Source organism: Microbacterium horticulturae (genome assembly GCF_029094505.1).
Classification (GTDB): domain Bacteria; phylum Actinomycetota; class Actinomycetes; order Actinomycetales; family Microbacteriaceae; genus Microbacterium; species Microbacterium horticulturae.
The window spans coordinates 2,428,614-2,455,210 of record NZ_CP119108.1 but is presented as its reverse complement, the minus strand read 5'-3'; the positions used below and the strand labels follow the sequence as shown (position 1 = coordinate 2,455,210).

General features: G+C 65.0%; 23 protein-coding genes. 10 read left to right on the top strand and 13 right to left on the bottom strand.

Features of this window, described 5'->3' with window-relative positions; translation table 11 throughout:
- Positions 1 to 3 precede the first annotated feature (3 nt).
- From purE to PU630_RS11760, 6 genes are all read left to right on the top strand, one after another.
- A complete protein-coding gene (gene purE, locus PU630_RS11785) occupies positions 4 to 471 on the top strand; it encodes a 5-(carboxyamino)imidazole ribonucleotide mutase (RefSeq protein ID WP_275280094.1) in 468 nt (155 codons plus the stop codon).
- Entirely contained in the window at positions 468 to 1,922 is a 1,455-nt protein-coding gene (locus PU630_RS11780) for an LCP family protein (protein ID WP_428981951.1), read from the top strand. The genes purE and PU630_RS11780 overlap by 4 nt, the downstream gene beginning before the upstream one ends.
- A 1-nt stretch (position 1,923) precedes the next feature.
- Complete coding sequence (locus PU630_RS11775) at positions 1,924 to 3,042, top strand: glycosyltransferase (RefSeq protein ID WP_275277257.1); 1,119 nt, start codon at positions 1,924 to 1,926, stop codon at positions 3,040 to 3,042.
- 281 nt (positions 3,043 to 3,323) lie between these two features.
- On the top strand, positions 3,324 to 5,276 hold the full coding sequence (locus PU630_RS11770) for an SH3 domain-containing protein (protein ID WP_275277256.1): 1,953 nt from the start codon (positions 3,324 to 3,326) through the stop codon (positions 5,274 to 5,276).
- A 130-nt stretch (positions 5,277 to 5,406) separates the two neighbouring features.
- Entirely contained in the window at positions 5,407 to 6,273 is an 867-nt protein-coding gene (locus tag PU630_RS11765; protein ID WP_275277255.1) for an ABC transporter permease, read from the top strand.
- A complete protein-coding gene (locus tag PU630_RS11760; RefSeq protein WP_275277254.1) occupies positions 6,273 to 7,100 on the top strand; it encodes an ABC transporter ATP-binding protein in 828 nt (275 codons plus the stop codon). Before PU630_RS11765 ends, PU630_RS11760 begins: the two co-directional genes overlap by 1 nt.
- A 61-nt stretch (positions 7,101 to 7,161) precedes the next feature.
- Here PU630_RS11760 and PU630_RS11755 read toward each other — a convergent pair whose 3' ends face one another.
- On the bottom strand, positions 7,162 to 8,820 hold the full coding sequence (locus PU630_RS11755; RefSeq protein WP_275277253.1) for a subtype B tannase: 1,659 nt from the start codon (positions 8,818 to 8,820) through the stop codon (positions 7,162 to 7,164).
- A gap of 349 nt (positions 8,821 to 9,169) precedes the next feature.
- Between PU630_RS11755 and PU630_RS11750 the strand changes: the two genes are divergently transcribed.
- Positions 9,170 to 10,708 (top strand): polysaccharide pyruvyl transferase family protein, encoded by a 1,539-nt coding sequence (locus tag PU630_RS11750; protein ID WP_275277252.1) that lies wholly within the window; start codon positions 9,170 to 9,172, stop codon positions 10,706 to 10,708.
- A 40-nt stretch (positions 10,709 to 10,748) separates the two neighbouring features.
- Here the strand turns inward: PU630_RS11750 and cysN are convergent, their stop codons facing one another.
- The 3 genes from cysN to PU630_RS11735 are packed head-to-tail and all read right to left on the bottom strand — an operon-like array spanning position 10,749 to position 13,755.
- Complete coding sequence (gene cysN, locus PU630_RS11745) at positions 10,749 to 12,017, bottom strand: sulfate adenylyltransferase subunit CysN (protein ID WP_275277251.1); 1,269 nt, start codon at positions 12,015 to 12,017, stop codon at positions 10,749 to 10,751.
- Positions 12,017 to 12,919: a sulfate adenylyltransferase subunit CysD gene (gene cysD / locus PU630_RS11740; protein WP_275277250.1), complete on the bottom strand. Its 903-nt coding sequence runs from the start codon at positions 12,917 to 12,919 to the stop codon at positions 12,017 to 12,019. Before cysD ends, cysN begins: the two co-directional genes overlap by 1 nt.
- The gene (locus PU630_RS11735; RefSeq protein WP_275277249.1) at positions 12,916 to 13,755 is read right to left on the bottom strand and encodes a 3'(2'),5'-bisphosphate nucleotidase CysQ; all 840 of its coding nucleotides are present in this window, start codon (positions 13,753 to 13,755) and stop codon (positions 12,916 to 12,918) included. The genes cysD and PU630_RS11735 overlap by 4 nt, the downstream gene beginning before the upstream one ends.
- A gap of 144 nt (positions 13,756 to 13,899) precedes the next feature.
- Between PU630_RS11735 and PU630_RS11730 the strand changes: the two genes are divergently transcribed.
- Together PU630_RS11730 and cysC are read left to right on the top strand one after the other, a co-directional pair.
- The gene (locus tag PU630_RS11730) at positions 13,900 to 14,886 is read left to right on the top strand and encodes a sulfite exporter TauE/SafE family protein (RefSeq protein WP_275277248.1); all 987 of its coding nucleotides are present in this window, start codon (positions 13,900 to 13,902) and stop codon (positions 14,884 to 14,886) included.
- Positions 14,883 to 16,121, top strand: coding sequence for an adenylyl-sulfate kinase (gene cysC, locus PU630_RS11725; protein ID WP_275277247.1), 1,239 nt, complete (start codon positions 14,883 to 14,885; stop codon positions 16,119 to 16,121). Before PU630_RS11730 ends, cysC begins: the two co-directional genes overlap by 4 nt.
- Positions 16,122 to 16,130: 9 nt before the next feature.
- Here the strand turns inward: cysC and PU630_RS11720 are convergent, their stop codons facing one another.
- Complete coding sequence (locus PU630_RS11720; RefSeq protein ID WP_275277246.1) at positions 16,131 to 17,333, bottom strand: hypothetical protein; 1,203 nt, start codon at positions 17,331 to 17,333, stop codon at positions 16,131 to 16,133.
- A 217-nt stretch (positions 17,334 to 17,550) separates the two neighbouring features.
- On the opposite strand from PU630_RS11720, the gene PU630_RS11715 reads away from it, so the two are divergent.
- Positions 17,551 to 18,294 (top strand): sulfotransferase family 2 domain-containing protein, encoded by a 744-nt coding sequence (locus tag PU630_RS11715; RefSeq protein WP_275277245.1) that lies wholly within the window; start codon positions 17,551 to 17,553, stop codon positions 18,292 to 18,294.
- On the opposite strand, the gene PU630_RS11710 is transcribed toward PU630_RS11715, so the two are convergent.
- The 8 genes from PU630_RS11710 to PU630_RS11675 form a co-directional block, all read right to left on the bottom strand.
- Positions 18,284 to 19,711, bottom strand: coding sequence for a bifunctional dTDP-4-dehydrorhamnose 3,5-epimerase family protein/NAD(P)-dependent oxidoreductase (locus tag PU630_RS11710; protein WP_275277244.1), 1,428 nt, complete (start codon positions 19,709 to 19,711; stop codon positions 18,284 to 18,286). The genes PU630_RS11715 and PU630_RS11710 overlap by 11 nt on opposite strands.
- 55 nt (positions 19,712 to 19,766) lie before the next feature.
- Positions 19,767 to 20,765, bottom strand: a complete 999-nt coding sequence (rfbB, locus tag PU630_RS11705) for a dTDP-glucose 4,6-dehydratase (RefSeq protein WP_275277243.1) — start codon at positions 20,763 to 20,765, stop codon at positions 19,767 to 19,769.
- A complete protein-coding gene (rfbA, locus tag PU630_RS11700) occupies positions 20,762 to 21,634 on the bottom strand; it encodes a glucose-1-phosphate thymidylyltransferase RfbA (protein WP_275277242.1) in 873 nt (290 codons plus the stop codon). The genes rfbB and rfbA overlap by 4 nt, the downstream gene beginning before the upstream one ends.
- A 175-nt stretch (positions 21,635 to 21,809) precedes the next feature.
- A complete protein-coding gene (locus PU630_RS11695; RefSeq protein WP_275277241.1) occupies positions 21,810 to 22,136 on the bottom strand; it encodes a hypothetical protein in 327 nt (108 codons plus the stop codon).
- 465 nt (positions 22,137 to 22,601) lie between these two features.
- Complete coding sequence (locus PU630_RS11690; protein ID WP_275277240.1) at positions 22,602 to 23,669, bottom strand: NAD-dependent epimerase/dehydratase family protein; 1,068 nt, start codon at positions 23,667 to 23,669, stop codon at positions 22,602 to 22,604.
- 7 nt (positions 23,670 to 23,676) lie between these two features.
- Entirely contained in the window at positions 23,677 to 24,387 is a 711-nt protein-coding gene (locus PU630_RS11685) for an IspD/TarI family cytidylyltransferase (RefSeq protein WP_275277239.1), read from the bottom strand.
- A gap of 29 nt (positions 24,388 to 24,416) precedes the next feature.
- Positions 24,417 to 25,685, bottom strand: coding sequence for a polysaccharide pyruvyl transferase family protein (locus tag PU630_RS11680; protein ID WP_275277238.1), 1,269 nt, complete (start codon positions 25,683 to 25,685; stop codon positions 24,417 to 24,419).
- A 29-nt stretch (positions 25,686 to 25,714) separates the two neighbouring features.
- Positions 25,715 to 26,596, bottom strand: a complete 882-nt coding sequence (locus PU630_RS11675) for a LicD family protein (RefSeq protein WP_275277237.1) — start codon at positions 26,594 to 26,596, stop codon at positions 25,715 to 25,717.
- Position 26,597 lies beyond the last annotated feature (1 nt).

Genomic DNA, 26,597 nt, shown 5'->3' with positions numbered 1-26,597 from the left:
GTCATGGGCTCGGACTCGGACTGGCGCGTGATGAGCGACGCCTCCCGGGCCCTCACCGACTTCGGCATCCCGCACGAGGTCGAGGTCGTCTCCGCGCACCGCACGCCCGACAAGCTCGTGACGTACGGACGCGAGGCGCGGGGGCGCGGCGTGAAGGTGATCATCGCGGGCGCGGGTGGCGCCGCCCACCTGCCCGGCATGCTCGCGTCGGTCACCGCGCTGCCGGTGATCGGCGTCCCGGTGCCGCTGGCGACGCTCGACGGGCTCGACTCGCTGCTGAGCATCGTGCAGATGCCGGCCGGCATCCCCGTCGCGACCGTCTCGATCGGCGGCGCGAAGAACGCGGGCCTGCTCGCCGCGCGCATCCTCGGGGCGGCCGACCCGGTCGTCGCCGACCGCGTCGAGGCGTATGCGCGTGACCTGGAGGGCCAGGTCGAGCAGAAGAACCGGCGGTTGAAGGAGTCGTTGTGACGGCTGTCGCGCAGGGAGCCCACCTCGTCGAGGAGCGGCCGCTGCGGCATCCCGACACCCGTTCCGAGGCGATGATGACGCGCCGCGGATGGTGGCTCGTGGCGCTGAACTTCCTCATCCCGGGTTCGGCGCAGGCGCTCGCCGGCAATCGGCGCCTCGGCAAGATCGGCCTGGGTGCCACGATCACGATGTGGGTCCTGCTCATCGTCACGGTCGTCGTGGCGCTGATGTCGTACACGACGCTGCTCAAGGTGTTCCTGTGGGATCTGAGCGTCTTCGGCCTGTTCACGGTGAAAGCACCGCTGCTGCTGCTCGTCGAGGTGCTGCTGATCGCCTACCTCGTGCTGTGGGTCATCCTCACGATCGACACCCTGCGCCTGGTGCGCCTGGTCAAGACCGGACCCAAGGCGCGGTTCGGCATCGCGCTGCTGTCGGTCGCACTGCTGGTCGTCTCCGGCGTCACCACGGCGGCCGGCGCGAGCAAGGTGAACAGCCTGCACGGGGGACTGGCGAGCATCTTCGAGGCGTCCGCCCCCATGGCAGAGCCCTCCGACGGCTACTACAACATCCTGCTGCTGGGCGCCGACAGCTCGAAGAACCGCGATTCCATGCGGTTCGACTCGATCTCGGTCGTGTCGGTGAACGCCGACACCGGCCGGGTCACCATCACCGGCATCCCGCGCGACCTCGAGGGCTTCCCGTTCTCGAAAGACAGCCCGATGCGAAAGTTCTACCCCGATCTGCACCAGGGTCACGGTGACCCCACCTGTGGCTGGACCGGCGCGATCAACCAGCTCAACACCGAGCTCGAGGTCTGCCGCGACGGCAGCGCGATCTACCCCGACGCGGAGAAGAACGGGTCCACCCCCGGTGTGGAGGCGACGAAGGATGCCGCGGAGGGCCTGCTCGGCATCGACATCCCGTACTACGCGTTCATCGACATGAACGGCTTCGCAGCACTCGTCGACGCCCTGGGAGGCGTCGAGATCACCGTGACCGAGCGCCTGCCCAAGGGCGGCGGACCGACGTACGAAGGCGAGCCGGTCGATGACTGGGCCACCGGCTGGATCGAAAAGGGCACGTATCGCATGGACGGCAAGACCGCCGAGTGGTACGCGCGGTCGCGCAAGACGACCAGCGACTGGGACCGTATGAAGCGCCAGCGCCAGCTGCAGCAGGCGATCCTCAAGCAGTTCACCCCGACCACTGTGCTCAGCCGCTTCGAAGAGATCATGAAGGCCGGCGAGCACCTGGTCAAGACCGACATCCCCTCACAGATGCTGCCGGCGTTCGCCGATCTCGCGGTCAAGTCGAAGAAGCAGAAGGTCACCACGATCGAGCTGACGCCCGATAACGGCGTCGATCAGTACACGCCCGATATCGCCGCCGTGCACAAGATGGTGCACAAGGCACTGCACCCGGCATCCCCGAGTCCGTCTCCGAAGGGCTGACATGAGCGTGCTGCTGCGGGTCGTGCTCGACCAGTTGATCACCGAGACCGACCCCGACCTCGCGATGGCGTCGGGCGAGCTGGCCCGGGCGCTCGTGCAGACAGCGCCGTCGGGCTGCGCGGTGGGCGCCATCGTGCCCACCGGCCGGGATCTCGCGATCGACGGTCTGGCCGAGGTGCGGCGCCTGGGCATGGGGCGTCGTGAGCTGGCGGCCGCGTGGCAGCTGGGTGTCACCGCCGGTGTCGGCGGCGGCCTCATCCACTCTCCGACCCTGCTGGCGCCGCTGACGCGTCACGACCGGATCAACGAGCACGATCAGACCGTTGTCACGCTGTGGGACCTGCTGCCGTGGGAGAGCCCCGACGAGCTCTCGCGCTCGACCGTGGCGTGGCACAAGGGCATGCTCAAGCGCGCGCGCAAGCACGCCGACGCGGTCGTCGTGCCCACGCACGCGATGGCACAGCGCCTCGAGCAGGTGACCGGATTCGCGGGCCGCACTCGGGTGATCGCGGGCGCCCCCGCGTCTGACTTCGCCGTACCGGTCGACGCTATCGGGCGGCGGCGCACTCTCGGCATTCCCGAGACGGTCATCGCCGTGGTCGGCGACACCAGAGCGTCGTCGGCGTTGCCGGTCGCGTTCGCGGCGATCGCGGCATCCGGAGTCGACCTTCCCCTCGTCGTGCTCGAGGCGGCGGAGGGGCAGGAGCCCGCGATCATCGACATGGCCGAGGCATCCGGAATCTCCGGAACCCGGGTGCACGTGCGGGCCGAGATCGACGCCGCCGACCGTGCGGCGATCCTCGATGCGAGCCTGCTGCTGGTCGCACCCAGCCGGCGGGTGGCGTTCCCGTGGCGCGTTGTCGAGGCGATGAAGCTCAGTGTGCCGGTCGTGGCCGTCGCCTCACCCGACCACCGCGAGGTCATCGTCGACGGGGGAGCGGTCGTCGGCGATCCGGAGGACGCGGAATCGGATGCCGCGGCCCTGGGCGACGCGATCGGTCAGGCGCTGGCGACGAGCCGGGCGCTCGATCGCCTGGGGGTGCTTTCCGGCGACCGTGGACGCGCGTTCTCGTGGCAGGTCTCGGCCGATCGCGTCTGGCAGCTGCACGCCGATCTCTGACCTGCCGCCTCGCGCTGACCGGCTGCCTCGAGGCTCAGACCTCCGTCCCGCCGCTGGGGAACTCGAATCTCCGAACGCTAGAGAGCCGCGCGCCGAAAACCCCGGCTGAACAGCCGCTCAACGCTGGCTGAGCACCGCTTGGGAGGTTGCTCGCATCGGCGTGTCGCGCATGCGGAATTCAGGTCGGGGTGGTAATCACTCGTCACATCCGCCACAATGTTCACATGTTTGCACGGCGAGGAATCTCTCTGTCCGCGCGTACCCGGGGGTTCGCACTTGTCTTGTCCGCCGTCGTCGCGGCGGCGTTGCTGTCGGTGACGGGGCCGGCGCTGAAGGCCGAAGCGGCGGCGCTGCCGGGGTCGATCATCGACGGCGGGTACATCATCTCCGACGGGGAGTTCTACAACGAGGGCGCCATGTCGCAGGCGCAGATCCAGAAGTTCCTCGACGGCAAGGTGACCAGCTGCAAGAAGGGCTACACCTGTCTGAAGGACTATACCGGCGACATCGAGAAGCGTGCGAAGGACCAGTACTGCGCCGCGGTGAAGGCCGAGAAGTCCGTGCCGGCCGCACGCATCATCTACGTCGCGGCAAAGGCCTGCGGCATTAACCCCAAGGTGCTCATCGTCATGCTTCAGAAGGAGCAGGGCCTGGTCACGATGAACAACCCCGGCTCGACGCGGTATGCGCGCGCCCTGGGATTCGACTGCCCGGACACACCCCAGGGATGCGACCCGAAGTACGCCGGCTTCTCGACGCAGGTGTACCTGGGAGCTCGGCAGATGCAGATCTACACGAAGTGGCCGAGCTCGTTCTCGTACCGCGCCGGTCAGTACAACACGATCAAGTGGGCACCGTCGTCGTCGTGCGGCACCTCGAAGGTCTACATCAAGAACCAGGCGACGGCGAACCTCTACAACTACACGCCGTACCGCCCGAACATCGCGGCTCTGGCCGCCGGCTGGGGAACAGGCGACAGCTGCTCGACCTACGGCAACCGCAACTTCTACAACTACTACGTCGCCTGGTTCGATGCCGGGGCTTCGACGTCGTCGGGTGCGCCCGCGCAGGTGAAGGCGTGCACGAATCCCGATGAGAAGGACGTCTCGACCCGCAGCGGCAGCGCGACCGTCAAGGTCGCCGAGCTCAACGCGCGCACGGCACCGACGACACTGTGTGGCAGTGGATTGAAGACCCTGAAGAAGGGCACGAAGGTCACCATCACCGGCCAGTACGGCGCGTGGGACCACATCACGGTCGACGGCAACAAGCTGTGGGTCGTCAGCTCGTATCTGAAGAGCACCTCGTCGTCGTCCGGCGGCGGGTCTGCGGCATCCACCGGCTGTGCCACGCCGGCGAAGGTGACCTCGGCTTCCGGCACCGCGGTCGTGACGGTGCGCCAGCTCAACGCACGGCAGGCGCCGACCACAAGCTGCTCGGTGGGCGTCAGGACGCTTACGCAGGGGCAGAAGTACACGCGCACCGGCACATACGGTGTCTGGTGGCGATTGAAGGTCGGCAGTGCCACTATGTGGGCGCACAGCGACTATCTCGCGCTCGAGAAGCCGAGCTCGTCCGGGTCGTCAGGATCGTCGGACTCGTCGTCGAAGCCGCAGACCGCGAAGACGACGGCGGCGTTGAACCTGCGCTCGAGCGCCAGCTTGTCGGCGAAGGTCGTCACGGTGATCCCGAAGGGCAAGACTGTCACGGTCACGAAGACCAGCGGCAAGTGGAGCAGTGTGAAGTATGGCTCGAAGACGGGATGGGTGGCCAACGCCTACCTCACCGGCTTCAAGACCTCGGCGCCGACCAGCTCGGGCTCCTCGAGCTCGGGCACGACGTCGAGCGCTAAGTCGTCGAAGGCCACCGTCAAGACCGCTCTCAACCTGCGCTCCAGCGGCAGCTTGAAGGCGAAGATTCTGACCGTGCTGCCGCGCGGTGCCACGGTCACCGTCACGCAGACGAAGGGCGACTGGAGCAAGGTCACGTACAAGTCGCGCACCGGCTGGGTCGACAACGACTACCTGTCGACGGCGAAGTCATCGTCGTCGAGCACGGTCAAGAAGAAGACGACCGCGGCCCTGAACCTGCGCTCCAGCGGCAGTCTGAAGGCGAAGGTGCTCACGGTCATTCCCCGGGGCAAGACGGTGACGGTGAAGAAGACGAGCGGTTCGTGGAGTCACGTGACGTACGGCTCGCGGACTGGCTGGGTGGCCAACAGGTACCTGCGCTGATCGTCGCGGGTCGGGATGCCGCAGGTGCCGCCACGGACCGTTGCAGACGGTTCTCAGCCGGCGTTCCAGTAGGATGACGGGTGGCCCGAATCCGGATGAACGCGGGCGCGAGGACGACATACCCGTGACAATGACACTCGATAAGACCGCCTATGACACGCCCGGCGCAGGCCGTGGCCTGTTCGATGTCTTCCGCTATCGCTATCTGCTACGTCTGCTGATCGGCAAGAGCACGTCGCTGCGGTACAAGAACTCCGCCCTCGGGTGGCTGTGGTCGTATGTGCGCCCGACCGTGCAGTTCCTGGTCTATTTCCTCGTCGTCGGCGGCATTCTTGGGCTGACTCGCCGGGTCGAGATGTTCCCCATCTACCTGTTCGCCGGACTGTGCGTCGTACACCTGTTCAACGAGAGCATGTCGGCCACCACGCGGTCGATCCTTGAGAACAAGGCGCTCGTGCGCAAGATCTACCTGCCGCGCGAGCTGTTTCCCATCGCGTCGCTCGTCGGCTCGTTCATCCACTTCCTGCCGCAGTACATCGTGCTGCTGATCGCTTCGGTGCTGTTCGGCTGGCGCCCTACGCCGGCGGCGATCGGCCTGACGCTGGGCGGACTTGCGATGGTCCTCACTTTCGTGTTCGGCGTGGGCCTCTTCCTCTCCGCGATCAACGTCCGCTATCGCGATGCGCAGAACTTCCTCGAGATCATCCGCACGGTCGCGACGTGGTCATCACCGATCATGTACACATGGCCGATGCTGTATGAACGGGTTCCTCACCACATGTGGGTCTTCGACATCTACATGAGCAACCCCGTCACCGTCGCGGTGCAGATGTTCCATGAGGCGTACTGGTCGCAGGTCGTGCCGAACGACACCATCGGCTGGCCGCCCGGGTTCGGTTGGCATGTGTTGGCCGCGGTCGGCATCAGCCTTGTGATGGTGGTCATCGGCCAGCTCGTCTTCAGTCGCTTCTCGCGCACGTTCGCTCAGGATCTGTGATGACCGATACTCCCACTCGCGCCACAACCAGGGCGGTGCGGACCCGCACCGCCGACCCGGCGATCATCGTTGACCACGTCTCCAAGTGGTTCCGCAAGCGCTCGACGCGCTCCCTGAAGGGCGCGTTCATCGATCTCGTCAAGCGGCGCGAGGCGAGCAATCAGCGCTTTCAGGCGCTGAACGATGTCTCGTTTTCAATCGGCCAAGGCGAGTGCGTCGCGGTCATGGGGCTGAACGGGTCGGGAAAGTCCACGACGCTCAAATTGGTCTCGGGCGTCCTACGCCCTGATCGGGGTGAGGTGCTCACTCGGGGCCGGGTGGCGGGCCTCATCGAAGTGGGCGCCGGGTTCCATCCCGAGCTCACCGGTCGTGAGAACGTCTTCCTCAACGCGGCCATCCTGGGTATGACCGAGAAGGAGACGAAGGAGCGCTTCGACGAGATCGTCGCGTTCAGCGAGATCGGCGACTTCATCGACCAAGAGGTGAAGAACTACTCGTCGGGTATGTTCATGCGCCTGGCCTTCAGCGTCGCCATCCACGTCGAGCTCGACGTGCTGCTGGTCGACGAGGTGCTCGCGGTCGGTGATGCCCCGTTCCGAGCGAAGTGCAACGCGAAGCTCAAAGAACTGGCGGCCACCGGCATCACGATGATGATCGTCAGCCACAGCGCCGGTCAGGTGAAGGAGCTGTGTACGCGCGGCATTGTCATCCGCAAGGGTGAGGTCGCCTTCGACGGTCCGATCCTCGATGCACTGAAGGTTCTGGACGAGACCAAACCCGACGACCGTAAGCGGCCGCCCGTGGAGAAGAAGCCGAAGAAGAAGTGACGGTGACATCGCAGGGCACCCCGGCTTCTGCAGCCAGGGTGCCCGCTCTGTCGATTGGGACTCACCGGCCGTGGTGGCCCTGCCGCCGGTCAGCCTCCTTCAGTACCTTCGCGATCCAGGCCATCGCCTCGGGCACGTCATAGTTGCCCGCGTGCGGCTGGTTCCAGGCGAGTTGATAATTCAGGTCGTCGACGCTGTGGTCAGCGGCCAGCGCACGGTCGAGATTCAGGCCGACTGTGAACGCGGTGTCGCGATCGCGCGTGCCGACGCGGATGTACCAGTTCGCCGATGTGGTGGCCTTCGTACCGATGTAGTCCATTGGATCGAGTAGGTGCACCTGCTCGGCGGCCAGGCCGTCACGCTTGGCATACTGCGACCAGGTCAGACCCGTGTCATCCGCCCCACTGTCGTCGCCGGCGACGTCGTTGTTGTCCCAGCTGTAGGCCGTGTAGTTGGAGTATTCCTGCTCAGCTGTGCCGAACAGCGTCGACTCGGTACGACCGGCCTCGGCGTTGCTGAGGCCCCACGCGTCGAAGGCCGGCACCGTCTTGAGTGTCGCCTGCGTCACGACGAACTGGAAGTACTTGGCCATGTCGAGGGACACGACCTTGTTCTTCGCGTTGTCGACGTCGATCCAGTCGTTCGTGTAGGTATGCTCTGTCGGCGGCTGGCCGAACCCACCGGTCGTATACGTGATCTGCTCGCCGAGATCGGGGATCGTGTTCGCCGAACCGGCCTTCATGTAGGTCTCGGCCGAGCGGATGACCTCCTTCTTGATCGCGGCGATCATCGTGTCGGCGGTGAGATTGCGGCCGTCTGAAGTGCGAAGATGCAGACTCTTCAGATAGCTCGCGTAGCGGGACGCCAGCTCAGCCGAGACCGCGGGCGCCGGATCGTTGCCGAGGTCGGCCGTGGCCGCCCGCGTGCCGAGGGTGGTGAACTGCCACTCGTAGGCGATGTCGGCATTGCCGAGGTCGGTGATCGGGCAGTAGATGTTCACCGCGAACACGTCGTCGCGCAGGGTGGACTTTCCGGACTTCGTGACACCGGCGGCGCCCACCTCTTTCAGGTAAGGCAGGTAGTCGGTGCTGTTGCCCGAGGCACCGACGATCGCGCCGAGCCCGCCGCCACCGCTCGTGCCATTGAGCACGATGCGCTCGGCGCTGCCGGGCATGCGGGCGTCGTTCAGTCTCAGGTACCGGATCGCGGCCTTCGCGTCGACGACGACGTGCGGCGCCTTGCCCGCGTAGCTGCCGTCGGCGGCCACAAGACCACGACTGCGCGTGCCGACGTCCACGTATACGTAACCGGCCTTCAGCGCGGCGCCGACATTGCTCGTCGCGCTATCGAAGCTTGCCCCGTCGGTCACCGAAGCGCCGACGTAGCTACTCATCCATCCGGCGTTGTTCACGCCGAAGTAGATCGCGGTCGATCGATCGTGGAAGGCGCTCTCGGGCACGAAGATGTTCATGCTCTGGTAGCCGCACTCCGGGTTCGCGATGGTCGAGGTGCCGAAGATGCCTGATTGGGTGTCGGCCATCTTCTGCGGGTTCGCGACGTAGCAGATCTCCTTGTACCACCGCACTTTCGTGGGCGCGCCGTCGACGGTGACAGTGAGCGTCGTGTAGTCGCTGTTGTCGAAACGCAGGTGGGAATCGAACGTGCCCTTCGCGTTTCGGGGGTGCGGGCCAGAACTTCCGTGGCCACCGGTTGAGGCCATTGCGGGAAGCGAACCCAGACTGAGCAGAGCGGCCGTGCCGACCGCTGCAGCGACGACACTCCGATGCGGGCGGGAACGAGACGAACCAACGAGGCGCGAGGCCTTCCGCGCGATATTGCGTGATGACATCGATGTCCTCTCCAACGAGAAAGCGCGGCGGACCGCCGCGACGTGCCCACCGTAGACCCACTGCAGCCAGAATCACAATCAAAATTGGCGACAATAATGGTGAAAGGGTTCTCACAAAGCCACTTCGTTTGCGAGGACCGAGTCGATGGCTTCGGAGTTTTCTCCAGGCGACGACGTGCGGGACAATTGGACGACCCCGATTCCTGGAACGATTACGAGGATGTCTTTGACCCGCTATCTGCTGCGTGCTGCAAAAGACCCCCGCACGGCCATCAGTGCCGAAGCGGCACTCGCCTATGGCCACAGTGGCGTGTTCGGCAGCAACGTCGGGAATCTCCTGTTCGCGGACTCCGTGCATCGCTTGCTGTCCACACCCGACAATGACGTCGTGGCTGACTCGTACGTCACGGAGAAGTACAGCACTCGCCGTCACATCGCCCGGATCGATCGGGAGTTCGACCACTTCGTGATCCCGCTTGCGAACGCATTCCGCCGCCGGTTCCTTGACCCGCTGCGCCGGCTGACCGAGGTCATCGAGGGTCTCACGATCCCCGTGACTGTGGTCGGCGTGGGCGCCCAATTCGGTATTGAGCGAGACACGATACTCAGCGATGACATCGAAGTCGTCGTCACGAGGTTCGCGCGGGCCGTACTGGACCACTCTGCGAAGATCGGTGTGCGCGGCGACCAGACGCGGCTGTTCCTGCGGAGACTGGGATTCGGGGATGAGCACGTCGAAGTCATCGGTTGCCCGGCGGTGTATCTGCGCGGCCCAGAGAACACCGTCGTGGTGGGCGACGCGCCCACCCCGGACAGTGGTATCGCAATGAGTATCTCTCCGTATGCGAAACAGGTCGTTCCGTTCGTGCGACGCACGCTCGATACCTATCGCAATGCGGTCTACTTTCCACAGAATCACACCGATCTCGCGCTCATGTTGTGGGGCGAGGATCTTCCCGGAAAGTATGATCCCGTCCTGCCAACGCACACCAGGCACGTGCTGTATCGAGAAGGAAGGATGCGATTCCCGCTCGATTCCCGTACGTGGGTCGACAGTCTTTCCGAGTTCGACTACGCGGTTGGGACACGCATCCATGGAACGATCGCCGCACTCCTGTCGCGGACGCCGGCGACGATTCTGCCATTTGACTCCCGGACGCTTGAGCTCGCCGAGTACCACGAGATCCCTCGGCACAAGTTGGCTACGGCAGGTCGGAAGGCCACCGTCGAGTCTTTGTTCGCGGAGTCCGATTGGTCCGCCTACAACCGCGGACTCAAACCGCGGTTCGAGACCCTCATGAGATTCTTCGACGTCAACGGTCTCACACACATCGGGCAGGACGGCAGCGCCAACCCCGCCTATGAAGAGCAGGTTGCGGCGGCGCCGTTCCGTGAGCCCGTTCGCCCGCTTGTGCCGGCCAGTCCCCGATACGAAACCGATATCGCTGATCGTGTCCGTTGGCTGCGGCACCGGACGACAGCGGCGGGGATCGCCGCTGAGCGCACGGTCCGGCCATCGTTCTCACCCCTCGGGTATCGGCCCGGGCGGCAGCAAGAACCCGAGGTGCGCCGTCAGCTCCGGGCTGTGGTCGCAGGCAAACGGGGCGAGGAAGCGCAGATCGCTGCGCTGACGGCTGAGCTCGACCGCCGTGTTGCGGGCGGGGGAGTCGTCGCTGCGCCGACGCAAACACCTGTGGGCCGTCTCGCGACGGCTCGTACACACGTGCGACGGCTCGGCCGTCGAATTCTGCAGGGTTGAGCCGCCCCCGCCACGTAGCGAGCAGCTCAGCCCCGGCCGATCATGCAGTGTGCGGGAGGCTCCCGATCATGCCGGCAGCCACGGTCTTGTTCGTGCTCTCGTCGACCAGGATGAACGAGCCGGTCTCGCGGTTCTGCTGGTACGGGTCGACGAACAGCGGCTGCGTCACGCGCAGACGCACGCGCCCGATCTCGTTGAGACCGAGCTCGGTGGCGGCCTCGTCCCGGTGCAGGGTATTGACGTCGATGCGGTAGTTGAGGTTCTTCACCATGGCACGCGCCCAGCGGGTCGTGTGCTTGATCGCGTACTTCTTGCCCGGCATCAGGGTCGCGGTCTCGTCCATCCAGCACACCTGAGCGTCGATGTCCTGCAGCGACGCCGGGGTGTTGTTCGGACGAGCGAGCATATCGCCGCGCGAGATGTCGATGTCGTCTGTGAGTCGCACCGTGACCGACATGGGCGGGTAGGCCTCGGCGACCGGCCCGTCGGCGGTGTCGATTCCGGCGATCGTAGTCTCCAGCCCCGATGGCAGCGCGACCACCGGGTCACCGGGACGCATGACGCCGCTCGCGACCGTCCCGGCATACCCGCGATAGTCACGGTGCTCATGCTGCTGCGGCCGGATCACGTACTGCACGGGGAAGCGTACGTCCGTGAGGTTGCGGTCGCTGGCCACGTGCAGCCGCTCCAGGTGGCTGAGCAGCGGCGAGCCATCGAACCACGGCATGTTCTCGCTGCGATCGACGACATTGTCGCCGTTCAGCGCGGAGATCGGGATGAACGACAGGTCGCGCACGCGCAGCCGCGAGGCGAAGTCGGTGAACTCGCTACGGATCTTTTCGAAGACGTCCTCGTGATAGCCGACGAGATCCATCTTGTTCACGCACACCACGATGTGCGGCACTCCCAGCAGTGTGGCCAAGAACATGTGTCGCCGGCTCTGCTCGACCACACCCTTACGCGCGTCGACGAGGATGAGCGCGACATCGGCGGTCGAGGCGCCGGTGACCATGTTCCGGGTGTATTGGATGTGTCCCGGGGTGTCGGCGATGATGAACTTGCGCCGCGGCGTCGCGAAATAGCGGTATGCCACGTCGATCGTGATGCCCTGCTCGCGCTCGGCACGCAGGCCATCGGTGAGCAGTGCGAGGTCGGTGTAGTCGTTGCCCCGGCTCTGTGACACCCGCTCGACCGATTCGAGCTGGTCGCTGAAGATCGTCTTCGAGTCGAACAGCAGCCGCCCGATGAGCGTGCTTTTGCCGTCGTCGACGGAGCCTGCGGTCGCGAACCGCAACAGGTCGGTTGCCATCAGAAGTAGCCCTCTCGCTTGCGGTCTTCCATCGCTGCCTCGCTGACCTTGTCGTCCCCGCGCGTCGCACCACGCTCGGTGATGCGGACCGAGGCGATCTCTTCGACGATGGCCGGGAAGGTGGATGCCGTCGACTCGACGGCGGCGGTCAGATTGGCGTCGCCGAGCGTGCGGTAGCGCACCGACCGCCGCTGCAGCTGCTCGCCGTCCTTGAGAGAGATGAAGTCGTTCACGGCGAACAGCATCCCGTCGCGCTCGACGACGTCGCGCTCGGCGGCCAAGTACAGCTCGGGGATGTCGATGTCTTCCTCGGCGATGTACGACCAGATGTCGAGCTCGGTCCAGTTCGAGAGGGGGAAGACCCGGATGCTCTCGCCGGGATGCACGCGGCCGTTGTACAGGCTCCAGATCTCGGGACGCTGGTTCTTCGGGTCCCACTGACCGAACTCGTCACGGAACGAGAAGACGCGCTCCTTGGCGCGCGCCTTCTCCTCATCGCGGCGGCCACCGCCGAACAGCGCGTCGAAGCCGTTCTTCTCGGCCGCCTCGAGCAGCACGGGGGTCTGGATGCGGTTGCGCGACCCGTTCGGCGGCTCGGTGACCAGGCCGCGGTCGATGGCATCCTGCACGGAGGCCACGACGAGCTGCACGCCCGTGCGCTCGACCCAGCGGTCACGGCAAGCGATCACCTCGGGAAAGTTCAACCCCGTGTCGACGTGCATGATCGGGAAGGGGATGCGCGCGGGCGTGAAGGCCTTCTCGGCCAGGTGCAACATGGTGATCGAGTCTTTGCCGCCCGAGAAAAGGAGGCAGGGATGCTGCATCTCCGCGACGACCTCGCGGAAGACGTGGATGCTCTCAGCCTCCAGACTGCGGAGCTGACTCAAGACGTGGGTGTTCACGACTGGGTACCTTCCTGATCGGGAGTGACGACGGTGGCGAGCAGGCTGCGCACGTGGGCCTGCAAGGCGGGGTGGCTGACGAAAAGGTCGGGCAGCCAGGGGTTCGCGCGGTTGTAGACGAGCGGCGAGCCGTCGAGGCGGGTGCAGACGAAGCCGGCGGCCGCGGCGACGGTCACAGGCGCCGCCGAATCCCATTCGTACTGCCCGCCGGCGTGCAGGTAGGCGTCAACTGTGCCGTCGACCACCGACATCACCTTGACGCCCGCCGAGCCCATCGGCACAAGCTCTACGTCGTCGCGTTCGGCCAGAGCCGTGACGAACGCGGGCGGCCGGCTGCGACTAGCGGCGATTCTCAGCGCGCGGTCGCCGGTCAGCACGGCGGCGACAGCCACTTCATCGGGTGCCGCCGCGGTCGGGGGCGTTCGATATACCTGTGCACGAGCGGGCAGTGCGACGGCGCCGGCGGTGAGGCCGAGACCGCGCTCCCAGAGGGCGACATGCACGGCGAAGTCGGTCCGCCAGGTGCCGCCGGTGCGCTCCGCGAACTCACGGGTGCCGTCGAGCGGGTCGATGATCCATACGCGTTCGGCATCGAGGCGTGCGTGGTCGTCAGCGGCCTCCTCCGAGAGGACGGCGTCGTCCGGACGGCCGGCGGCGAGGGCGCCGGCGAGCCAGTCCTGCGCCCGTGCATCGCCGAGGTCTCTGAGAGCGGCCGTGTCGACGGCATCCCCCGTCTCGTCGACGTCCGCACGCAGCGCGAGCAGCACCGCACCCGCACCGAGCGCCAACTCGGCGGCGAACGCGTGGTCGTCCGTCGTGGCGGAGGGAGTCGTCACTGTATTCCTATCGACTTGCTGGAGATTGTTTCGCGTAGATGACAGACGCCCGTCCGCGAAACCAGCCCGAGGCTACCATTGCGGCATGTTCCCAGCCTGTGGCACGACCTCGTTCGTCACACACGAGGAGCAGCCCGTACAGCGATGAGCATCGACCTCAGTCTCGTTCTCGGCGGCCTGCTCGTCGGGTTCGTCGTGGGCCTCACCGGAATGGGCGGGGGAGCTCTGATGACCCCCATGCTCATCTTCTTCTTCCGCGTGGATCCGCTGATGGCGGTCTCTTCTGACGTCGTCGCAAGCCTGTTCATGAAGCCGGCCGGAGCCTACGTACACCTCCGGCGCAGGACCGTGAACCTCAAGCTCGTCCTGTGGCTGTGCGTCGGGTCGGTGCCCGCTGCCTTCTCGGGCGTCATCCTGTTACGGGTGCTGCCATTCGGCGAATCCCTTAACGAGATTCTCAAGATCATCTTGGGTGTTGCATTGCTTCTGGCCTCGGCAGGTCTCGTGGTGCGTGCCGTGCTGGGCATGCTCCAGCGCAACACTGCACTGGGCGAGGGCGCGGCGAAACCGACGCGCCCCGATGTCGTCGTCAAGCCGGTGCCCACCGTGCTCCTCGGTGCAGTGGCGGGACTGCTCGTGGGCATGACCTCGGTCGGCGCAGGATCCATCATCATCGTCGTCCTGCTGCTCATGTACCCGGGGCTCAAGGCATCGCAGCTCGTGGGCACCGATCTGGTCCAGGCGGTGCCGCTGGTGGCCGCGGCATCCCTCGGTCACCTCCTCTACGGAGACTTCTCGCTGGGGCTGACGGTCTCGTTACTGATCGGCGCGATTCCCGGGGCCTTCTTCGGTGCCCGTGTCTCCAGCCGGGCGCCCGGGGGCATCATCCGCCGCGTTCTCGCGATCCTGCTGCTGGCGTCGGGTCTCAAGCTCACCGGCGTGCCGACCGAATGGGTGTTCGGAGTGACGATCGCTGCTCTCATCCTGGGGCCGCTGCTGTGGGTCCTCATCCGCAACCGTTACACCGCGATCAAGCACGAACAGCGCCGTGCCCGCGCCAAACCGTCGGGGAACGTCCCGCCTCCTTGCCCCGACGCACAGCATCACTCGCCTCCGGAAGGAACCCGATGACTCTGCAGCGCCCCGTGCGTGTCCTCACCGATTCCGAACTCGACATCCTCGAGCTGGCGCTGGGCGGGGGCATTCCGAATCCGGCCCGTGGCGAGGTGCCGAATGGCACGGTGCTCACGGATGCCGAGAACGCACCGCTGGCACGCGTCGACGGCGGCCTCGTCACGGCGCTCAAACCGTTCGCACACACTCCCGGGCCGCAGTGGGACCCGATGGTGCGCATCGCTCCCGCGCAGTTGCGTACGGAGCTGACGGATGCCGCGGCCCTGACCCTCGCCGAGCCGCCCACCCGCGGCGACATCGATCGCGCGCTCGCGGCGTTCGCCGGCCATCGTGGGCAGATCGTCGTGGTTGCACCGGCGGCACGGGGTACGGTCGCTGCCGGGCAGGTGGGCGCCGCGGGACTGGCCCGTGCCGCTCAAGAGCTCGCGGCGACGCTGCGCGACGCCGGGCACTTTGCTCGTGCCGTTGTGCTGCCATGGCCGAAGGAGAAATCAGGCGAAACGCTCTCCGTGGGAGCCCTTGCGTTTGCTGAGGTCGTACGCGGGTGCGGAGCGGCGACGGTACGCGCTGTGTCCGACGACCGGCCGACTGACGAGCAGCGACGCATCGATGCTCTGGCGACGGTGCGACGCGACGCCGTCAATCAGCTGTACATGCCGGCGCAGGCGCCGGACATTGAGCGCGCCCTGGCGGGCGTCGGGCGCCGCGGAGTCGTCGTGCTGTTCACCGGACTCTCGGGCTCGGGAAAATCAACCGTGGCCTCGGCGTTGAGAGCCGAGCTCGAAGACGATGGGATGCGCACGACGCAGCTCGACGGCGACGAGGTGCGCCAGTTTCTCTCGCGGGGGCTCGGGTTCGACCGCGCCTCGCGCGAGGCGAACGTCGAGCGCATCGGATACGTGGCCTCTCTGGTCGCTCACCACGGGGGCATCGCCATCGCCGCGCCCATCGCACCGTTCGCCGCCGCGCGGCAGCGGGTGCGCGAACTGGCGGCCGAAGCCGGCGCGGCGTTCCTTCTCGTCTACGTCAGCACGCCTCTCGATGTCTGCGAGGCGCGTGACCGAAAGGGGCTGTATGCGAAGGCGCGTGCGGGTGAGATCCCCGATTTCACGGGTATCTCGTCGCCGTACGAGGCGCCCGATGACGCCGACGTGGTCATCGACACGTCCGTCATCGATCTCGACGACGCGGTGGGCCAGGTGCGGGCCGCGCTCGTCGAGAGAATCGAATGAGCGCCGGGCTCACTTCGAGGGCCTGCGCCGCAGCGCGGTGCCGACCTTCGTGGTGACGCGGTCGACGAGCGCCTCGGCGAGCTCGCGCGCGGGGATCGCCTCCAGCAGTGCATCGCGGCTCGTGGGTACCTTGCCGTCGGTCGATGCCGCGTCGGCCAGGAGAGACTCGAGCACGCCCATCACGGCTTTCCCCGCGATCTCAGGGGTGACCTGCACGGGTGGCCGGTCGCCCTCCTCCCACCCCGTCGGCACCGTCGTCAGCAGGTCGAGATCGCCGATGACGCGCACCCCTGAGGAGCGGATGTTCGCCACCATCTCTCGCGCGATCGTGCCCGCGCGGTCCATCGCCCATTGCGGTGCCGCGACCCGCTCCTCCTCAGGGCTCGGAGTTCGTTGTTTCATGTTGAGCGCAGCGCCGAACCTCATCGCTTTGGCATGGACGGCGCGGCCGAGTTGCGTCTTCGCATACTGCTGGTTGAAAGCACGAACGACCTCGATCTCGGGCAGCGTCATTGACCGGTTGCTCAGATCGCGGTCAGCGACCAACAGTCCGTCGCTGAGGCCGAGCAGCCGCTCGAATATCCGCAGCACGCCGTCGTGATCTCGGTCGTCGACGACGATCGCGGTGAGGTTCTCGGCGCCCGCGACAGCCGCCCAGCGTTCGATGAGATGGTCGTGGCGGTGTCGGTACCAGAAGGACGGCGTGGTCTTTTCGGGATGCTCACCGAAGATGCCCTCGAGCCAGCGCACCATGTCGGTGCGTAGGCCGGCCTGCACGTACTGCTGCCATTGCGACGGGATGACCTTCGCAAGCGGTCGGAGCGTGACCGCGATCTGTACGCGCGACGGGTCGAGCTCGTCGACGACATGGCGGATGGCTTCGGGCCGGGCATCGGCGAAGAACTCGCTGCTGAGCACGACACGCGGCTCGCGCGCGCTGCGGATATCGCGCAGCAGTGCCGCCCATTTCGCACGCGACGGTGCCTCTTTGGCCTTCGAGTTCGGTGCGGGGCGGCCCACCCCGGCGAGCACCGCAGCCATCGGATGCCGGTTGCGACCGGCCATGTGCACGCCTTGTCGCGACATCTCCGCGCGGGCGCTGTGGAGGGCCGCTTGAATGCTCGTCGTACCTGTCTTGTGCGGGCCGATGTGCAGGAGACGTGTGTCGCTGGAGTACGGGACGATCGGGGACAAGACGTTCGGGTTCGCCATGTGCGGCACCATAACCGGCGACTCAATGAGGTACTTGAGAGTTCCGCCAGCAGACATCCTTCCGACGCTCCTCATCGCCGCTACCATGAAGCCACATAGATGACGGGTCTATCGTCGAGCAGGTGCACGGGCGGACCGCTTCGCGGGCATCTTCCGTTGCCGCAACTGTCTGCTTGCGCCAGTCTCGCGACCCGCGTCGACGTATCTCAGGAGAACCATGCCGGTATTCCGTAAGAACGGTAAGAACATCCTCTTCATCCACGTCCCCAAGTGCGGGGGGACGAGCATCGAGAATGCATTCCGAGACAGCGGCTATGTCACCGAATACCTCGATCGCAAACTCGGTCAGAAGAGCATGAACCACCTCCGCACGTGCTCCCCGCAGCACATGCATGCGGCGCAGCTCGAAGAGATCTTTCGCCTCGACCGGTTCGACCTGGTCTTCATGGTCGTGCGCGATCCGGTAGCTCGTTTCCGCTCGGAATATGTGTACAAGCACCGCAAAGAGAAGACGGTGTCGCGCCGGGGCGACGTCGTGTCCGCGTGGGCGCGGAAGCAGTTCCGGGCGTACGAATCGAATCCCTACGTGCTTGACAACCACCTGCGCCCGCAACACGAGTTCTGGATGCCCGCGGCTCGGGTATATCGCCTGGAAGACGGGATCGACGAGATGCTGTCGGATCTGAACCGTCGCTTCGAGATCGGTGTGACCGCGGGCGGCCGCGCGCTCAATTCCAAGAAGGAAGCAGGCTTCTCTAGCTCCGAGGTTGAGATGCCAGACGAGCTTACGGAGTTCGTGTGCGACTTTTATCGCGACGACTTCACGCGCTTCGGCTACACGCCCCGGCAGGCACCGGTGCAGGCGACCGTGCCGTTCGCGGATGGCAACGTGGGCGGCCCAAGCACGCTGAAGCGCCTGAAGCGCAAGGCCCGCTCGGTGGCGTCGAAAATCAAACGCTGAGGCGTGGTCGTCCCAGGTACGCGCCCAGAGCGTCGTCCGCGTCGGTGGGAGCGAACCCCGTGGCGGTGATCTTCCGCAGATCGAGCATGCTGTTCGCTGGGCGAGGCGCGACAGGGGCGGTCCCCGACGCGAAGTAGTCCGCGGTCGACACCCCGGTGACCCGAGCCGGGTCGTTGCCCGTCAACGCGAACACGCGCTGCGCGACATCCGCCCACGTCGTCGGGGCACCGGCGCCCGTCAGGTTGTACACGCCATACGGCGCGGATGTGCTCACGAGATGATGGATGCCGCGGGCCAGCTCACCGGTGAAGGTCAGGCGCCCGGTCTGGTCATCGACCACGTTCGGGTCGATGCCGCGCTCGGCAAGAGAAGCCATCGTGCGCACGAAGTTCTTGCCCTCGCCGATCACCCACGAGGTGCGCACCACGTAGTGGCGCGGAACCGTCGCGACGATCGCATCGCCCGCGGCCTTCGTCTGCCCATACGCGCCGAGCGGGCAGATCGGGTCGTCTTCGGTATACGGGCGATCATTCGTGCCGTCGAAGACGTAATCGCTCGAGACGTGCACGAGAGTCAGACCGTTCGCGGTCGCGATGCGCGCGAGCGCGGCCACGGCGGTGACGTTCGCCGCCCACGCATCGCGGCGGCCTTCCGCGGTCTCGGCGGCGTCGACGGCCGTATAGGCGGCGGCGTTGACGATCGTGTCGTAGTCGCGCCAGTGTCGGGCCGCTTCCAGATCGGGCGACGTGAGATCGAGGTCGTCACGCGCCGCGAATTCGACGTGTGCAGCATCCTGCCACTGCTCCCGCAGCGCGCGGCCCAGCTGACCATTCGCGCCGACGACGAGTGTCTTGCGCGGCGGCACGGGGGTCACGTCGGCGAGGCGTGGGTGCGCGGCATCCTTCGCCGACAGCTCTGCCTGCTCCAGCGGAATCGGCCACGCGATCGCCGTGGTCTCATCAGCGAGATTGAGGAACGTGTACTGCACGTCGGGCGACCAGTGGTCGTTCACGAGGTAGCTGTATGCGGTGTCGGGTTCGAGTGTCTGATAGGCATTACCGACGCCGCGCGGCACGAAGATCGCCCGCGACGGGTCGATCTCGCACATGAACACCGCGCCGAACGTCGGTCCCTCGCGCAGGTCGACCCAGGCACCGAAGATGCGCCCGGTGGCCACCGACACCCATTTGTCCCACGGCTCGGCGTGGATGCCCCGCGTCGTGCCCACCGCGTCGTTGAACGAGATGTTGTTCTGTACGGGTCCGAAGTCGGGCAGCCCCGCCGCCGTCATCTTCTCGCGCTGCCAGTTCTCCTTGAACCAGCCGCGGTTGTCACCGTGGACGGGCAGCTCCCACACCACGAGCCCCGGAATGGCGGTGGATGCCGCGGCCAGCGCCTTGCCATACTCCGTCGTCATGCGCGCACCCCCGCTGTTTCGACGCGCTTCGCTCGCGGGCCGATCGGAGGCACCATCACTGCCCCTTCTTCGCGTAGAAGGCCTCGGTGGCGTCCTTCGCGGGCGCCCACCAGTCTTCGTTTGCCTGATACCAGTCGATGGTCGCAGCCAGGCCCGCCTCGAAGTCTTGGAACCGCGGCATCCACCCCAGTTCGTCGCGCAGCTTGCTCGAATCGATCGCGTACCGCAGATCGTGGCCCGCGCGGTCGTTGACGTGGTCGTACGCGTCGGGCTCCTGACCCATGAGGCGCAGGATCAGCTCAACCACGGTCTTGTTGTCCTTCTCGCCGTCGGCGCCGATGAGGTAGGTCTCGCCGATGCGTCCCCGCTCGAGAATCGTGAGCACGGCTGACGAGTGGTCGTCGGCGTGGATCCAGTCGCGCACGTTGAGACCCGCACCGTAGAGCTTGGGACGGATGCCACGGATGACGTTCGTGATCTGGCGCGGGATGAACTTCTCGACGTGCTGGTACGGGCCGTAGTTGTTCGAGCAGTTCGAGATCGTCGCCTGCACGCCGAACGAGCGCACCCACGCCCGCACGAGCAGGTCAGAGCCGGCCTTCGTCGACGAGTACGGCGACGACGGGTTGTAGGGCGTGTGCTCGGTGAATCGTTGCGGGTCGTCGAGTTCGAGGTCGCCGTACACCTCATCGGTCGAGATGTGGTGATACCGGGTGCCATGGTGGCGCGCGGCCTCAAGGAGCGTGTATGTGCCGACGATGTTGGTGTCGAGGAAGGGCCGCGGGTTGTCGAGCGAGTTGTCGTTGTGCGACTCGGCCGCGTAGTGCACGACGGCGTCGACGGTGCTGAACAGCCCATCGACGAGCTCGGCGTTGCAGATGTCGCCCTGCACGAACGTGAAGCGGTCGTCGGGCAGCCGGTCGAGTGAGGCGCGGTTGCCCGCGTATGTGAGCTTGTCGAGCACCGTGACGTGATGATCGGTGTTCTCGATCACGTGGTGCACGAAGTTCGAGCCGATGAACCCGGCACCTCCGGTCACGAGCAGCCGGGTCATGCGCGTCCTCTCTGTAGAAGGTCGAGAAGGTAAGAGCCGTAGCCCGACTTCACCAACGGCTCCGCGCGCTCGCGCAGCTCGCCGTCGGTGAGGAAGCCCTGACTCCAGGCGATCTCTTCGGGGCAGCCGATCTTCATGCCGGTGCGGCGCTCCATCGTGCGTACATAGTCTCCGGCATCCATCATCTGGTCGAACGTGCCCGTGTCGAGCCACGCGGTGCCGCGGGGGAGCACCTCGACCTGCAGCTTGTCTCGTTCGAGGTAGGCGCGGTTGACGTCGGTGATCTCGTACTCGCCGCGGGGGCTCGGCTGCAGGTTGCGCGCGATGTCGATGACGTCGTTGTCGTAGAAGTACAGTCCGGGCACCGCATAGTTGCTCTTGGGCTCTGCGGGTTTCTCTTCGAGGGAGATGGCGCGGCCGGCATCGTCGAACTCGACCACGCCGTACGCGCGTGGCTCCGACACCCAGTACGCGAAGACGGCACCGCCGTCGATCTCGCCGAAGCGGGTGAGCTGGCGGCCGAGGCCCGGTCCGTAGAGCAGGTTGTCGCCGAGCACGAGCGCGACCTTTTCGTCGCCGATGAAGTCGGCACCGATCGTGAACGCTTGCGCAAGCCCGTCGGGTGAGGGCTGCTGCGCATACGTCAGTGAGACGCCGAACTGCGAGCCGTCACCGAGCAGCCGCTCGAACGCCGCTGCATCATGGGGTGTGGTGATGATGAGGATGTCGCGGATTCCGGCGAGCATGAGCGTCGACAGCGGGTAGTAGACCATCGGCTTGTCGAACACCGGGACGAGCTGCTTCGACACCCCGAGGGTGATCGGATGCAGCCGCGTGCCGGAGCCGCCGGCGAGGATGATGCCCTTCACAGACCTATCGTGGCATACCGCGGATGTCAGTCGCTTCCGAGCGCCACCCGGTAGAAGAGAGTTACGCCGTCCAAGACCACGACGAGACGGTCCCGCCAAGGCTGTCGGCACATCACTAGGTGTGGCCAGTGGGCCCCACCAGTGAACACCAGCGGGATGCAGCCATGGAAGGGGGCTACAGGAGGTCGACCGAGAAGCTCGCGGCGTCACGTGTTCCGCGGCGCCAACTGAGAAATTCCTCGGTGGTTTCCGCCGCGAGGCGGGCGGCATGTGAGCGGTTTGGGCCTACGGTCGTTGTCCCGTCCGCCACTTCTTCGTGAGCGAGGTCTATCAGGCGACGAATCTCGTCTCGTTTCCGTTCCGCCCAATGCACCACATGATGGTCCTCGGTGGGGAGAAGCGTGTAGGCCCGAACGAACTCTTCGTTGGTCGCGAAGCGAGAGAGCGAGCGCTGCATCCAATTATCGAGGTCTCGCCCACACTCCACCTCACGGTAGATCATCCGTGTTAGCGCAATGATCGCGTCCGCTTGGCGGTCCCGGGACTGCTGCGCAGCAGCTTCCGCCAGTCTCGTCTCGACCGTCGTAGCTTGTCGCGCAGCTGTCCTTGCGGCATGGACCGCGGAGCCCGTGTGAGCTTCAGCAGATGTTGCGCGGTCCCTGGCCGTACGCGAAACCCGCGAAGCCCTCTTGGCTCCTCTCGCTGCATCCCGTGCTGCGCCTGCGCGCGAGACAGCTATTGCTGCTGCGATTAGCGACACAATGAGCAGGCAGACATTTATAGTGAGTATCAACTGGTCCGTCACTAACGCATTCTATCGGAACCTCTTGGGTGAGAGAATCACGGCTGGTTGCGGCAAGCAATGGTGTCGTCACGTTGGGCAGCCGGATCCTCCGCTCGCGAAGGCGCTACATCGCACAACGGCTCGGCGTCAGCCTCTGATGAATTCGGACTTGGCAAGAGACGTTCAGACCGAGAACGACCCCTTAGTCTCGCCCAGTGCCGTCATCATCCGATCCGCCCCGCGCTGAAGGTCGAAAGCGGGAATCCATTCGAGGGCCTCAAGCTTGTCGGACGCGAGTGAAGAATTGTCCATCAGGTTGTGGACGACGGAACCTGCGCGGGGTGGAATATCGTACTGCACGCTCACGTCTCCGGCTGTCGCCACAGCTTCGGCCATCTCACGGATCGTGCAAATCGAGTGCGGATTGGAGATGTTGTACGCGTTCGCCGATTCGCCGCGCAGAAGCACCGTGAGGATTGCGGATGCACAATCGAGCGAGTAGCAATACGAACGTAGCTGCTCGCCCCGGCTCTTGAGGATCACGTCTTCACCCGCAAGCGCCCGACGAGTCGCCTCCGCCGAAACGCGATTGTCTGATTTGCGGATCGCAGGTCCGTAGATGTGCCCAGGCCGCACGATGACGGCGTCGATGCCGTACTCCATGCCGTACGCCACACAGAGGGATTCGCCGGCTCGTTTGGAGGAGGGGTAGCCCGCGCGGTGATTCAAGATATCGAGATACCCGAAATCGTTCTCCCCGTATGGGTGGGCGTCCTCCTTTTGGCCATAGACCTCGCTCGAGGAGATGTAGAGAAGTCTGCGCGCGGATGCCGAACGAGCCAGCTCGAACATCGTAGAGAGCCCGATGAGATTCGCGAGCATCGTCTCCACGGGGTACTGCATGTACATCGCCGGGTTGGCGTTGCTGGCGCCGTGGAGGATGTAGTCGACGTCGCTCGAGAGCGTGACTTGGTCAGTAGAGGTCGCGTCGTACGGAACGAAGATGAGGCGATCGCCCTCATCCCAAAAGCTGCGGAATCGATCGATGACATCCTGCTGATTGCGCCCCGCAACAAGCACAGTGATGTCCGCGCCGAATTCACGGTTCATGAACAGAAGGATGTCGACGATCGACGAACAGATTAGCCCCGTGGCTCCCGTCACGAGAACACGGGTGCCATGAAGCGCACTCGCGTCGGGGATGCTGCCGTATGCCGTGTGGACATCGTCCCAATAGGAACTGCTCGTCATCGTCGGATCACTCCGCAGCTTTTCGTGCGTCGAGGATGGACTCGAAGATGTACAGATCATCCATTGTGGTGATTTTCAAGTTTTGTTCCGAGCCTGCTGAGAAGTAGACAGTTTCTCCGAGCTCGTGCATCAGCACGCAGGATGCCGCGGTGTCGCCGATGCCCTGAACCTTCGCCTGATCGTGCGCCCACATGAGCTTGCCCAAGGTGTACGAATGCGGCGTCTGCGTCCGGAACAATTGCTCACGCGGGATGGACACCCTTGATGAGACTCCGTTGTCGTTGCTCCGGAAGACCGCCTCCACGCAGGGGATCGCCGCCACGGCACTGCCACTGGTCTGAAACTCAGCGATGTTGTCGGAGATGATCTCTGACGAGACGAGGCACCTGTTGCCATCGTGGATCATGACGATGTCCTCGTCGGCGGCGCCTTCTTCTCGGATCTTCTCCAAGCCGTTGTGGATGGACTCCTGACCGGTTGCGCCGCCCGGCACGATCGCCCGCAGCTTAGTGATGCCGTATTGCTTCGCGTACGTGGTCACGACGTCGATCCACGACGGAAGCGTCACCACGACGATCGCGTCGATCGACGGGTGATCCTGGAAGGCCTCCATGGTGTAGACGATGAGCGGCTTGTTCTTGACGTGCATGAACTGTTTCGGGATGTCTTGCTTCATCCGCGAGCCCGTGCCCGCTGCCGTCAGCAGTGCTGTGATCATGTTGGAGCTCCTGGGAAATGAGGACAGTGTCAGGGTCGTGCAGCGAGGATCAGAGGCAGGTAGTCGCTGACGCTCTCGCGCGCCTTGTCCTTCATCGCGGATAGTAACGCGTCGTCGATGCCCTGTTCCTTTGCCTTCTCCATGCTGTCAACGATGAACTCGGGTCGGAAGTCGTGCCGCTTGATGGCTCGATCAGGGTAGCCGATGATATCCATGAGCTTCTCGACCTTGTCGTTCCACGACAGGATGACGGAGGGGACTCCCATGGTGAATGCCGCGATCGACGAGTGCATCCGGCACGTGATGAGCGCCTCGTACCCGTTGATAGTGTTCACGAGCACGGTGTCGTCGACCGGACGTTCCACGAGATAGGAGTCGGGGAGCTGCAGCTTCTTCAACACGCGCTTGCCCAGCGCGATGTCACCAGGCAGACCGTTGGTGAAGAACTCGAAGTCATATCCGCGATCGCGCAGGACGGTGGCGATGCCGGCGAAGAGCGCCGTCCATTCCTTCGAGCCGAAGGCGACACCGTAGCCCTGAAGCGAGTTACCGCGGATGAGTCCGATACCGATCTTCTTCCGTTCGACGGTCGTGTCGATCTCGTAGGCTTCCTTCATCCAGAAGGCAGAATCGGCGAGGAGCTTGACCTTGCGTTCAGGGCCGGCGCATGCCTGGACCTCAGCCACGTTGTCCCGGGCCGAGACATACTGGACGGCCGAGGAGCGGATGGCCCGCTTCAGGACCTTGCTCCCGAAGTCGCGCTCGTCGAACGCGCCCGCCCGACCGATCGCGTTGTAGACCACTTCGAGGCCATGCCGTTCGGCGTACTGGCTGATGAGAAGCAACGACCAGTGGTATTCGTTGTAGCTGTACTCGAGAAGACCCGCGCCGTCGATCACGATGTAGTCGACGCCATCGAGTTTCAGATCGAAGTAGCCGGCGAGCCGCCCGCGGTAGTTGCGACCGTACTTCCAGATCAGATGGCGTGCCCGGGCGATCGCGTTCTGCGCCCACTTGCTCTTGGTGGTGCGCCCCTTGCGCTGCAGGCTGAGGAACAGCTTCTCAGTGAGCCGGCCCTTCTCGCTGTACTGGTAGTAGTTGCGCAGTCGCCTGTCGCGCGCATCTGTGATCTCGAAGATGGTGTCGTTTCGGCCGAGTAGATCGACCTCGACGTACTCGATGTCGAGGTCAGGCTGCGCCTGCTCCAGGCCGTCGGCGATCAAGTACTCGAGGCTTCGGGCAATGAACATCTCCCCGAGATTCTCGCTCTTGACGAGGCCACAGATGGCGATCTTCACAGAAGTGCTCCTCCTATCGCTGGACGACGTCACGCTAGCTCGTCCTGCATGTCGTCGTCGTCGGCGAGGGGGAATTCGTCGGCGGTGTCGGAAGGCACGTCGACAATACGCGGTCCTTCTCCCGGTGCAAACGGGAAGAATGTCACGAAGCCGTGGCGCGAGACGCGCTTGTGAACGGGCAGCCATTCCATGTAATTCGCGCCGTAGAGCTGGCTCAGGTAAGTGTCGTAACCGGCCGGACACGGCAACGGATGTCCCTCGAAGTCGAGCTTAATCACGGGCGCATACTCGGACTTCTCGACGCGCTCTTCGGTTGTGTGGACGTTGGTCATCATCACGCCGACATAGTCGGAGTCCTCGTATGGGATCGACCTCGCATGTTCGATGACCTTATCGAAGAGTGCGCTCACACCGATCGATCGATAGATCCGCGTTGCGACACGATTACGGAGAATCCGGTACGGATTGCGCCCGCGGTATTTGCGCACATTGCGCGCGTGCCTGACGTGGTCCTTGCGGCGCTTGATCTCGTCGTAGTGCTGGCGATTCAATTCGGGAGTGCTTGGAAGGCCCTCGATCGGGAAGATATCGAGAAAGATGGGGTAGACCTTCCCGCCGATCCCACCCTTTGTGCGCTTGGCGATGAGAATCTTGTCAGAGTACAGCTTCCAGTGGTACGCGAAGTACAGCGGCGAGGTGTTCGGAGGCATGAGCTCGAAGTCTCCGATCTGGCCGCCGCAGAGCTCCATGAGTTTCTCACAGTCGGTTCTGGGCATATTGACGTCTACGTCGTCATCCCACGGGATAAATCCCTGGTGTCTGACAGCACCCAGCAGTGTTCCGCCGGAGAGATAGTAGGTGAGACCATGCTCTTCGCAGAACTTGTCAAACGCCAGCAAGAGCTCGAGCATC